Consider the following 12,527-nt stretch of genomic DNA (forward strand, 5'->3'; position numbering starts at 1 on the left):
ATGAAGTTAAAAGTAGCTGTTATTGGATGCGGGAGTATCGCAAGAAATAGGCATTTAAAAGAATATCAAAATAACGATGCAGTAGAAATTGTAGCGGTTTGCGATATTGTCGAAGAAAGAGCCGTGGAAATGGCAAGCGAGTATGGTGCAAAATCCTATACAAGTTATGAAGAATTGCTTAAAAACGAAGAGCTAGACGCAGTTAGCGTTTGTCTGCCGAACTATTTACATGCGCCAGTTTCGATCGCTGCATTGAACGCAGGATGTCACGTATTATGTGAAAAACCGATGGCGACATCTAAAGAAGAAGCGGAAGACATGATTAATGCTGCGACTGCTGCGAATAAAAAGCTAATGATTGCGCATAATCAGCGTTTCGTACCGTCTCATGCGAAAGCAAGAGAATTAATTGCCAATGGTGAAATCGGAAAGATTTATAGTTTCAGAACGGCTTTCGGACACGGCGGACCTGAACAATGGAGCGTTGAAGGTGAAGATAGCTGGTTCTTTAAAAAGGATCAAGCGTTTATCGGTGCAATGGGCGATCTCGGGGTCCATAAAGCAGACTTGCTTCGTTTCTTACTCGGGGAAGAGTTTGTTGAAGTCGCTGGTTTTATCGAAACGAGCGCAAAAGAAAACACAGATGTCGATGACAATGCGGTTTGTATTTTGAAGACAGAAAACGGGATTATTGGAACACTCGCAGCGAGCTGGGCTTATTCCGCAAAAGAAGATAATTCTACGGTTATTTACGGCGAAAAAGCAATTTTGCGCATTGAAGATGACCCTAAATATTCATTAATCGTTCAATATAAAACGGGTGAAGTCGTGAACTACGAATTAGGCGGCATTCAGTCAAACGCTGAAGGCGGTCAAACAACGACACATACGATCAATCATTTTGTAGACGCGATTATCGAAGACACTGAACCACTTATTAACGGTGAAGAAGGAAAAAAATCATTAGAAGTGATTTTAGGCGCTTTGGAATCAATGAAAACAAAACAGTTTGCTAGAATCTAAAAATACTGGGAGGTTTTTTCTATGAAACTAGGTGTATTTGCAGTTTTATTCGCACAAAAATCATTCGAAGAAATGCTTGACCATGTTCAAGCTGCAGGCTTAGATGCAATTGAAATCGGTACAGGTGGTTATCCAGGAGATGCTCATTGTAATGTCGATGAGCTACTTGCAAGCGAAGATAAGCGAAAAGAATACTTAGATAAAGTTCATTCGCGCGGATTAACCATAAGCGCGTTTAGCTGTCACGGAAATCCCGTTTCGCCGAATCAACAAATTGCACAGGATGCTCATGAAACATTCGTGAAAACGGTGAAACTTGCACAACTATTGGACGTTCCAGTGGTAAATACTTTTTCAGGAACACCTGGATCAAATGAAGATTCTAAACAACCGAATTGGCCAATTTCTCCGTGGCCGACAGAGTACACGGATATTTACAACTGGCAATGGGAAGAGAAACTCATTCCTTACTGGAAAGAACAAGGGAAATTTGCGGAAAATCATGGCGTAAAAATCGGCATCGAACTTCACGGCGGATTTTCGGTTCACACGCCGTACACGATGTTGAAATTAAGAGAAGCGACTTCACCGGCAATCGGCGCGAATTTGGATCCAAGTCATCTATGGTGGCAAGGTATTGATCCAGTCGCGGCAATCAAGATTTTAGGGAAAGAAAATGCGATTCATCATTTCCATGCAAAAGATACTTACATCGACCAGGAAAATGTGAATATGCACGGGTTAACAGATATGCAACCATACGGAGATGTGCAGTCTCGCGCATGGACATTCAGGTCTGTCGGCTGCGGGCATAGCATTCAAGAATGGTCAGACATGATGAGTGCGCTTCGAACATATGGCTATGATTATGTCGTAAGCATTGAACATGAAGATCCGTTAATGTCTGTTGACGAAGGATTTTCACGTGCCGTGACGAATTTGAAATCTGTATTAATTAAAGACCAACCTGCGGATATGTGGTGGGTGTAACAAATAAGGACACTTGAAAATATTTCTACTTGTTCCTATAACATTAATGACCTTTTCAACTCCAGATCACTAGTTAGGTTATTTTATTTATTTATGTTAATATGTAGCATAACTATACAAACATGGAAAAAAGAGCCCCCCAAGTATATGTATAATTTGAGTTACTTCCGACATAACTGACCGATAAGATGTTATTTCGCAAAAGATACAAGTTACATCGCATCCTTCCTAGAGTAGTAGTTTGAGTGAAGTCTTTTAGCTGTCGTCCGGAAATTTGATTCGTACCTCGTATATGATTATTTTGGAAGAAAGAAGCGAACAGGAGATAACGGATTAAACATAGGGGGAACTTAATAATGGGAAAAGGGCATATTGATACGATAAAGAAAATGAATCGAGAATTGGTTATAAGAACGATTAGAATGCAACAACCTGTTAGTAGAATTAGGTTATCTAGAATATTGAATTTGAGTAAATCAACAATATCCTCTATTGTTGACGATTTAATAAAAGTAAAAGTCATTGAGGAGATAGGATTTGAAGCATCAACTAAAGAAGGCGGAAGAAGAGCTATACAACTTAGTTTTAATTCAAAAGTTGGCTATATGATAGGGATTGAAGTCAATAGTTCTTCAATCAATGGTTGTTTAACGGACTTAGATGGAACAATAATTCTGAAGCAAGAATCGAAATTCGATTTGACTGTACCTAAGATAGTAAGTTTTATTAATGAAATGGTTTATGAATCAAATTTAAGCATTGAGGATATACTAGCAATCGGGTGTTCTGTACCTGGAATGGTTGATAGCTTAAACGGTATAGTGATTGATGCACCGGAGTTGAAATGGAAATATACCTTGATTGCTGAGGAGTTGAACCAATACTTCAATTGTAAAATTATTATTAATAATAATGTAAACTGTCTGGCCATGGCTGAAAAGTGGTCAGGGCAAGCCCAAGATTGTGAAAATTTTATCTATATTTTAATTGAAAATGGTATTGGAAGTGCAATATTTGCAAACAACAACTTGGTAATGGGTGCAAGATATACTGCTGGAGAAATAGGGTTTTTCACCTTTCCAAACGATAAGAAAAAGTTAATGAATAGGTATGGTGATTTTGGGGTTTTCGATAAGAAAACCTCTCTTTTGGCATTCCCGCCAAAAGCAAGGGAAACAATTCAGCAACAAAAATATAACCAGCTCTCGAGTTCCGATCAATTACTATTTGATGATATTTTACATAATCTTAGCTTTGGAATAGGAAATATGATTAGTCTATTAAATCCTGAAAAAGTTGTTTTAGGCGGAGGACTAAGAAATTTAATATATGAAAGAAAAGTGGAATTAGAGAGATTAATCAACGAAATTACGCCTATTGAGTACCAGTTGGCGTTTTCAACAATGAATAGTAAATCTGCTGCATTGGGTAGTATCTCGCCAGCTTTGGTTAATATTCCGGATTTAGTTTGAATTTAGTCGCAAGAAATGAGTCAGTAATTTCAATATTATCATAAAAGTATAGAATAATGAGAAAGATTTTACACCTCTAAAATAGACGCTGTATCAATATACACGCCTGTTTTAGAGGTTTTTTGATATAAATGATAAAAGAATTGATGTTGACTTGATAAATGAAAGCCCATATAATTCACCTAAGTTAGTTTTCTCTTTGGACAAACTGGGTGTATTCTGACTATAAAGTACAAATTATATAAAAATAACCTGATATATATAGGGAGGGTTCGATATGGGTAAAGCAAACAAAAAATATTTTATGGGAGTTGACGTTGGCGGTACAAAAATATGGATTTGTATTACGGATTCTACAGGAAATATTTTTTACAAAAAGAAAACGTCTACATCAAATAATTTAAACTCTATATACAATATAATTTCTAATTGTCTAACTGAAGCACGTATAACAATTAAAGAACTAAGTTTCATAAGTTTTGGTATCCCAGGTACAACAAACAGTAAGACAGGTGTTGTCCTTGATGCACCTGCTCTTAAATGGATTGATGTCCCGTTTAAAATGGAAATGGAACTTAGATTGCCAATTCCAGTATTTATTAACAATGATGTGAATTGTGCTGCCCTCGGGGAACAATGGTTAGGTATCGCAAAAAATGTACAAAATTTTGTTTTTATTGCTATTGGTACGGGTGTGGGAGGAGCGATAGTTACTAACGGAAAACTTGTACAAGGGGAGCATTTTATGGCTGGTGAAATTGGCTATTTTTTGTTAGAAGAAGACGTTATGAGACATTCAGATAGTGCGAAAACTAAAGGACAGTTTGGATTGTTTGAAAATAAAACATCAGGCACTGCATTGGCAAATCATGGTGTGGATCCAAAACATTTATTCTTGCAGTATCAAAAAGGAGACTCACAAGCAACTATTATTATTGATGAATTTATTAACCATTTCTCTATCGGAATATCGAATGTTGTCAGTCTGTTAAATCCGAAAAAGGTTATTCTTGGGGGCGGAGTTGCCCAATCACTTGAAGATATAATTCCAATTATTGAAAGCAATATAGCAAAGCATCTTCCTATCCCCATCTCAATTGAAGTATCAAGGTTGGGTGAGTTATCTGGGGCAATTGGTGCAATAGCATTTGGTATGGAAGAACAAAAGAGTTCGACCGGACTAATTGGTAAGAAAGTTTATTAATAAAATATGATTACTAGAAGGAATGATTGAATGTCAAGATTACTTATAAAACCTGAAAAACCAGATCAAGAAGGAAAAGTATTAAGCATTTCGCCACAATCGGCAGGTTGGCAGTATGTAGGGTTTGAGGTTTATTCTTTAAAAAAGGGTGAAACAATTCAAAAAAACACAGAAGACTATGAAGTATGTCTCGTTTTATTAACAGGAAGAATAGATATTAAAACTAATGAAGAAGAATTCATGAATATCGGAAATAGAATGAGTGTCTTTGAAAAAGTTCCGCCATATTCCGTTTATATTCCTAATGACGATTCTTATCTAGTGACGGCTTTGACAAATATTAATATTGCTATTTGTTATGCTCCAGGAAAAGGTAGTTTTCCGACACGGCTAATTGCCCCTGAAATGGTTGGTATAGAAAATCGTGGATCTGGAAAAATGAGTAGAAAGATACATAATATATTACCAGAAGAAGAAGCCGCTGATAGTTTGTTAGTTGTGGAAGTATTTACACCGGAAGGCAACACATCAAGTTATCCACCACATAAACATGATAAAGATAATTTGCCTCATGAATCATATTTAGAAGAAACCTATTATCATGAAATAAATCCGGAACAAGGATTTGTTTTTCAACGCGTATATAACGATGATCGAAGTTTAGATGAAACAATGAGTGTTGAAAATAAAAACGTAGTAATGGTTCCAGAGGGATATCATCCGGTTTCTAGTGTTCCAGGTTATGAGTCATATTATTTAAATGTGATGGCTGGTCCTGTTAGGACATGGGTATTCCATAATGATCCCAAGCATGAGTGGTTATTTGAAACAGGGAAATAAATATATTGGAGGAGAAATCATGTGTAAATTATATTTCCAAACAGAGCGTAAGTTTGATTTAATCGGATTAGGAAGACTTTGTATAGATCTAAATGCAAATCAAATTAATCGACCAATGGAAGAAACGTCATCATTTACAAAATATGTTGGCGGTTCCCCAGCTAATATTGCAATTGGAGCTTCACGCCTCGGATTAAATAGTGGGTTTATTGGGAAAGTATCAAACGATCAAATGGGAAGATTTATTGTGAATTATTTAAAGGAGAACGAGATTGACACTTCGGCAATTGCCGTTGACAAAACAGGCGCAGTTACGGGCTTAGCTTTTACAGAAATAAAAAGTCCAGAAGAATGCAGTATCCTTATGTATCGAGATAATGTTGCTGATTTAAAGTTAGAAACAACTGATGTTTCAGAGGATTATATTAAGCAAACCAAAACATTGTTAATCTCAGGAACTGCTTTAGCAGCGAGTCCATCAAGGGAAGCAGTATTTCTAGCGCTAGAGTATGCACAAAGACATAATGTAATAGTAGTATTCGATTTAGATTACCGTCCATATACATGGAAATCTAAGAAAGAAACAGCGGTTTACTATAATCTTGCTGCAGAGAAATGTGACGTTATTATTGGAACTAGAGAAGAATTTGATATGATGGAACAATTTGAAAAAGAAAATAATGACGATCGAAAAACAGCACAAAAGTGGTTTGATTATAATGCAGAAATTGTTGTAATTAAACATGGCGGGGATGGTTCAATTGCTTATACAAAAGATGGTTCGTCACATAGGGGTGGAATATTTAAAACAAAAGTTCTAAAAACTTTTGGGGCAGGTGATTCATATGCTTCGGCGTTCATTTATGGGTTAATAAATCGGTGGAATATTTCCAAGTCAATGGAGTTTGGAAGTGCTTCTGCGGCGATAGTTATCTCTAAGCATAGTTGTTCAGACGCAATGCCAACTAAAGAAGAAGTCAATCAACTAATAGAAACTGTGAAATTCACAAAAATATAATAAAGTGGGTTTAAAATATGCTTGTTAATCTTAATGAAGTGCTTAGAGATACATTAACAATGGACTATGCCGTCCCTGCATTTAATATATTTGGCTATGAAGATGCGAAGGCAATTATTGAAGCCGCAGAGGAACTGAACGCACCTGTTATTTTAGCTACAAATAAGGTAGCAATAACACATATGCCGATTTCTATCCTGGGAAGAATGCTAACGGAATTGGCTGAAAGAACGCATGTACCAGTTGTTGTTCACCTAGATCATGGAAGCGATTACGAAACAGTAAGGCAAGCATTGCAAGCTGGTTATAGCTCTGTTATGTACGATGGCTCTCAATTGGAATTTGAAGAAAATATTAGGACAACAAAAAGTATAGTGCAACTAGCAAATTCATTCGGTATTCCGGTTGAAGCGGAAATTGGTTCAGTCGGGTATAGTGACTCCAATATCTGTTTAAAATCATTTTTAACAGATCCTTTTGAAGCAAAAGAGTTTGCTGAACGAACTGGTGTTGATGCTCTTGCGGTAGCAGTCGGGACACTACATCGCATGGAGGAACAGACAGCAAACATTCAATATGAACTCATAGAGGAAATTCAATCACTTGTTAATCTTCCGCTTGTTATGCATGGTTCTACAGGTATTCGAGATGCCGATTTGAAAAAGATTACAAAGACTAATTTCGGTAAAGTGAATATTGGAACAGCGATAAGAATGGCATTTGGAAAAAAACTAAGAGAAGAAATTCTGGCTCATCCAGAAGCATTTGACCGGTTGGACCTTTTTCAACTACCAATGCAAGCAGTAAAAAGAGAAGCCATGCATAAAATAAAACTATTAAATACGCATAAATATCAAGAGATAAGAGGTAAAACCAATAAGTAAGGGGTATCATTAATGAATCTAAAATTGAATCGGTTTACAATCCTGCAAAAGAAATCTGGCATGTTCCGTTATAGCCGTAGAAGACTCAATTGCGGATGACGACCATTAATAATCCGGGTGAAAACTACGTGTTTTAAGGTTTTAACAAAAATCAATTTACTGGGGTGGGGACATGAGATTAACGACAGCACAGGCATTAATAAAGTTTTTAAATCAACAATACATTGAGATTGACGGTAAAGAACAAAAGTTATTCAAAGGAATATTTACAATCTTTGGCCATGGTAATGTACTTGGAATAGGTCAGGCTTTAGAAGAAGACAGTGGGGATTTAGAAGTATATCAAGGCAGAAATGAACAAGGTATGGCGCATGCGGCAACAGCTTTTGCAAAACAGAATAACCATAAGCAACTTATAGCTTGTACAACTTCTGTTGGACCGGGATCAGCAAATATGGTTACGGCGGCTGCAACGGCGACTGCAAATAATATTCCATTACTATTACTTCCTGGTGATATCTTTGCAAGTAGACAACCAGATCCTGTTTTGCAACAGATAGAGCAACCGCATGATGCAAGTATCTCAACAAATGATGTATTCCGCCCTGTAAGTAAATACTGGGATCGGATTACTCGTCCGGAACAATTAATGAGTGCGATGATAAATGCAATGAGAGTCTTGACGAACCAAGGTGAAACGGGTGCAGTAACAATATCACTTCCACAGGATGTCCAAGGTGAAGCATACGATTATCCAGACATATTTTTTAAAAAGAGGTTACATCGGTTCAATCGAAGACGACCAGTAGATTATGAATTAATGGAAGCTGTTGAATTAATTACGAATAAGAAAAAACCGCTAATTATTTGTGGTGGAGGAGTACGTATATCTGAGGCTGCTAGTGCTATAAGTGAATTCGCTGAAAACTTCAATATTCCAATTGTCGAAACTCAAGCAGGGAAAAGTGTGCTACCAAGTACTCATTTACTTAATGTTGGGGGAATTGGTGTTACTGGTAATAAAGCTGCAAATGAACTTGCAAAAGTAGCCGATCTTATAATTGGTGTAGGAACTCGATTCACTGATTTTACCACTTCATCAAAGCATTTATTTCAAAATGAACAAGTAGATTTCCTGACTATTAATATTTCTGATTATCATGCAGGAAAACTAGATGCTACTAAAATTATTGCTGATGCAAAAGCCGGATTAATTGATCTTCAGGAACAATTAATGTTGAGCAACTATCGTTCAGCTTATAACGAAGAAATTAGCAATGTAAAAGCCGACTGGCAAGTCGAGTTAAATAGACTATATGAGGCAGATTTTGATGAGATAGATTTTCAACCGGAAGTTTCTGGTCATTTCGAGAAAGAATTAAATGAATATAAAGCAGTACTAGGTACTTCGTTAACACAAACATCTGTGATTGGGAAAATAAACGAAACAATTGATGAGGAGGCAATTATTGTCGGTGCAGCAGGAAGCTTACCTGGAGATCTACAAAGAATGTGGGTTAGTAAAATGCCGAATACTTACCATATGGAATACGGATATTCTTGTATGGGATATGAAATATCGGGTGCATTGGGGGTGAAAATGGCCGAGCCGAATAAAGAAGTATATGCAATGGTTGGCGATGGGAGCTACATGATGCTTCATTCAGAGATTATGACGAGTATTCAAGAAAACAAGAAAATAAATGTATTGCTTTTTGATAATGCCGGATTTGGTTGTATCAATAATTTACAAATGGGTAACGGAATGGGAAGCTTTGCGACAGAGTTCCGTCAACGTAATAAGGATACAAGACAATTAAACGGGACTATTCTTTCCGTTGATTATGCACAAAGTGCTGCCGCATATGGCGCTGTTACATATTCCGTCAGAACATTGGAAGAATTAACTGTTGCATTAGAAGATGCAAAAAAGCAAAGTGTATCAACATTAATTGATATTAAAGTATTACCAAAAACAATGACAAGTGGCTATGGTGCATGGTGGCATGTTGGTGTTTCCGAAATATCGAAACAGGATCAGATTAATATAGCTTATGAAGATAAAGAAAATCAACTTAGAGCGGCTAGGAAATACTAATCTTGAAAATACGAGGAAGTTTATGCCATGGATAATTTATATGAAGTGATGGGCCAGGTAAATCCGAGTTGCTCCAGTAGTCATATTGAGTACTCGTTTTACGTTAAGAAGCAATATGACTTACTAAAGTTAAAGTTCGAGTATTTTCCGAAGGACTTGGAAAATGAGGATATCGCCAAGGAGCTTATTATTAATTCCCTAGATAAATATGGATACTGCGAAGAAAAGAAAAGATGGAAGAACTATCTTCCGTTAAAAAATCACATCACATTATCATTCGATGATCCGGATGAGTTCAGGGGGGCAGTGCATAGACACGATCATAAGTTAGAGTTATATTTTAACAAGGAAAAATCATCTCCAGGTATTATTCCTAAAATAAACTCACCAGGAGTGTGGAAAATAAAATTGAGTATACATGCCTTGGTTACAGAGAAGTGTGATTATAGTCTTATAGTCCTAGGCGAGATGAGCAAATAGTTTAATTAATTATTCTTTCGATACGGTCAAAGTTTATGAAATTATATACATTGATGATAGTGTAAATAATATTATGAGGTAATCCAGTAATCCCCTATAAAAGGAGTGGATTCTTATGTCCTTCTTAGCAGAAGAGAGACAAAAAATCATTTTAGAAGAAATAGATATATACGGAAAAGTACATGTAATCCCATTGGCGAAACGATTTAATGTGTCCAATGAAACCATTCGTCGTGATTTAGAGGCGCTTGTAAAAACAAACAAACTCAAGCGAGTATATGGTGGTGCTGTAAAAACATCATATCCGGACGGAGAACCGCCCTATCAACAACGGGAAATTATCAATTTTGATGCAAAACAAGCTATTGGCAAAGAGGCCGCATCATTAATAAATGATGGAGATACTATTTTTTTAGACACGGGTACAACGATTCTTGAATTGGCTCGATTTATTCAAGGGAATAAGAGGGTTACAATTATAACTAATTCATTACCAACAGCTAATCTAATAAAAGAATCACTGGCACAGCGAATATTCACAGGCAAACTCATCATTTTAGGTGGAGAGGTTTCCGCTGAGCAACAGTCAATCAGTGGTTATTTATGTGAAGAAATGTTGAAAAAGTTCTATGTTGATAAAGCATTTATCTCTGTTGGAGGTATTTCTATCCAGACGGGGATAAGTGATTACGATTTAACTGAATCGAAAATATCAGAAATTGCAACGTCAATGTCGAAAGAGGTAATTGTATTGGCAGATCATAGCAAGATTGGTGTACAGTCATTCAGTTTTATATCCGCGATTGATATGGTGAATGTTATTATTTGTGATAAAAAACCAACAAGTGCATGGAATAAAGTTTTGGAGAGACAAGGTGTTACGTGGATTACGGCTAGAAAACTTTAGTAATGTTTGTTTTGGTATTAAAGATATTATTAGTAATATAACTAAATTAATGTATTTTAACACTATGAATAATTGTTTGTTTTTGGCAGGAAACACTTAAGGTGGTGGTTTGGATTGATTAATATTCCGAACCACATTTTTCTTTCTACTTTATGGCTAAACTAATTTCTTAAAAAATATAATAGTCAAAGTATTCATAAATTGCACTTGACTACTTTTGAGAATTTAGTTATAATTCTAAATACCACAAGAAACAATAACATCAAAAATAAAACAACAAAAGGCTGAATTGTGGAAAAGTAGTAATAGAATTACTCTTCATTTAAAACATTTAAAGCGCTTACATAATATGGGAGGTGTGAATTAAATAAGCGAATATTATTACTATTTAAATCATTAACTGTTATCTATTTGAAGATTAACATGATAGAAGTCGACTAATTAGGACTAATAATAAAATGGAGATATATCAAAAAGTAGTTGTAGTTATAACGCGTGTATGGGGGCTAGTGTTGTTTGGCAATGTAATATCTCACTTATCAATCATTGGAAAAAGATATGATAAACGAAATACCACATCAATCAAACTAAAGCAACGCCTGCTAATCAAATATTTATGAATTAGAAAGGTGATGTATATGAGTATCAATAGTACTGGGAATAGTAATACAAAAAGATCTAGCAATAGAAAAACACTTTTTCAAAATATTGCAAGTCACAAACAACTCTATCTAATGCTATTACCATGCATAATATTTTTCCTTGTATTTTCTTATCTACCTATGGCGGGTATGATACTAGCGTTTAAAGAATTTCGTTTTGATGCGGGATTATTTGGTGGTGCATGGGTAGGACTTAAGTATTTCGAGCAATTCTTCAGTGATCCAAAAAGTCTTGTCTTCATAAAAAACACACTAATCATAAGTTCTATGAAGCTATTCCTAGGATTACCTTTTCCAATAATATTAGCATTGATGTTTAATGAAATAAAAAGTGATAAACTCAGGAATTTATTCCAAAGTATTTCATATCTTCCACATTTCCTGTCTTGGGTTATTATAGTTGGTATTTTACAACGAATACTAGCACCTGATACAGGATTGCTAAATCAAATCATACAGCTCTTCGGCGGGGAAGGAGATTCATTCTTTTTAATGCAAGAATCTGCTTTCTATAATGTTATGTTTTGGAGTCATATTTGGAAAGATATCGGGTGGAGCTCAATTATCTACTTCGCGGCAATTGCCGGTATAAGCCCTGAGTATTATGAAGCTGCCAAAATTGATGGTGCAGGAAAGTTTAAGCAAATCTGGCATATTACACTACCAGGAATGAGACCAGCAATTATCATCTTATTTATTTTATCTTTAGGAAGTATTCTTTCAGCTGGTTTCGATCAAATATATTTATTAATGACACCTGGTACTGTTGAAGTTGCTGAAATCATCGACACATATGTTATAAAAGTAGGACTTCAAGGAGGACAGTTTGGTTACGCAACCGCAGTAGGTATGATGCAAGGTGTTATCGGGCTTATACTTGTATTATTAGTAAACTACATAGCTAAACGTAAGTTTGAAACCTCGCTATTTTAATCTTTAACAAATTAAG

Annotated in this window: 11 protein-coding genes; all 11 read left to right on the forward strand. The window is 35.8% G+C overall.

Going from position 1 to position 12,527, the window contains the following annotated elements; translation table 11 throughout:
- The 11 genes from JSQ81_RS17135 to JSQ81_RS17185 all read left to right on the forward strand — a co-directional run bounded on the left by JSQ81_RS17135 (window position 1) and on the right by JSQ81_RS17185 (window position 12,511).
- Window positions 1-1,023: a Gfo/Idh/MocA family protein gene (locus JSQ81_RS17135; protein WP_212605211.1), complete on the forward strand. Its 1,023-nt coding sequence runs from the start codon at window positions 1-3 to the stop codon at window positions 1,021-1,023.
- A 21-nt stretch (window positions 1,024-1,044) separates the two neighbouring features.
- Entirely contained in the window at window positions 1,045-2,013 is a 969-nt protein-coding gene (locus tag JSQ81_RS17140) for a sugar phosphate isomerase/epimerase family protein (protein ID WP_212605212.1), read from the forward strand.
- Between the two features lie 356 nt (window positions 2,014-2,369).
- Window positions 2,370-3,485 (forward strand): ROK family protein, encoded by a 1,116-nt coding sequence (locus JSQ81_RS17145; RefSeq protein ID WP_212605213.1) that lies wholly within the window; start codon window positions 2,370-2,372, stop codon window positions 3,483-3,485.
- A gap of 277 nt (window positions 3,486-3,762) precedes the next feature.
- The gene (locus tag JSQ81_RS17150; protein ID WP_212605214.1) at window positions 3,763-4,689 is read left to right on the forward strand and encodes an ROK family protein; all 927 of its coding nucleotides are present in this window, start codon (window positions 3,763-3,765) and stop codon (window positions 4,687-4,689) included.
- A gap of 30 nt (window positions 4,690-4,719) precedes the next feature.
- Window positions 4,720-5,529 carry a 5-deoxy-glucuronate isomerase gene (iolB, locus tag JSQ81_RS17155; protein ID WP_212605215.1) on the forward strand — a complete coding sequence of 270 codons (810 nt, stop codon included), beginning with the start codon at window positions 4,720-4,722 and terminating at the stop codon, window positions 5,527-5,529.
- A gap of 19 nt (window positions 5,530-5,548) precedes the next feature.
- Window positions 5,549-6,547 (forward strand): 5-dehydro-2-deoxygluconokinase, encoded by a 999-nt coding sequence (gene iolC / locus JSQ81_RS17160; RefSeq protein ID WP_212607718.1) that lies wholly within the window; start codon window positions 5,549-5,551, stop codon window positions 6,545-6,547.
- 17 nt (window positions 6,548-6,564) lie between these two features.
- Window positions 6,565-7,431 (forward strand): class II fructose-bisphosphate aldolase, encoded by an 867-nt coding sequence (locus JSQ81_RS17165; RefSeq protein ID WP_212605216.1) that lies wholly within the window; start codon window positions 6,565-6,567, stop codon window positions 7,429-7,431.
- A 172-nt stretch (window positions 7,432-7,603) separates the two neighbouring features.
- Window positions 7,604-9,529: a 3D-(3,5/4)-trihydroxycyclohexane-1,2-dione acylhydrolase (decyclizing) gene (iolD, locus tag JSQ81_RS17170; RefSeq protein WP_212605217.1), complete on the forward strand. Its 1,926-nt coding sequence runs from the start codon at window positions 7,604-7,606 to the stop codon at window positions 9,527-9,529.
- 27 nt (window positions 9,530-9,556) lie between these two features.
- On the forward strand, window positions 9,557-10,009 hold the full coding sequence (locus JSQ81_RS17175; protein WP_212605218.1) for a hypothetical protein: 453 nt from the start codon (window positions 9,557-9,559) through the stop codon (window positions 10,007-10,009).
- Between the two features lie 115 nt (window positions 10,010-10,124).
- Entirely contained in the window at window positions 10,125-10,916 is a 792-nt protein-coding gene (locus JSQ81_RS17180) for a DeoR/GlpR family DNA-binding transcription regulator (RefSeq protein ID WP_212605219.1), read from the forward strand.
- 638 nt (window positions 10,917-11,554) lie between these two features.
- A complete protein-coding gene (locus JSQ81_RS17185) occupies window positions 11,555-12,511 on the forward strand; it encodes an ABC transporter permease (protein ID WP_249336570.1) in 957 nt (318 codons plus the stop codon).
- Window positions 12,512-12,527 lie beyond the last annotated feature (16 nt).

The organism is Sporosarcina sp. Marseille-Q4063, assembly GCF_018309085.1.
Classification (GTDB): Bacteria; Bacillota; Bacilli; order Bacillales_A; family Planococcaceae; genus Sporosarcina.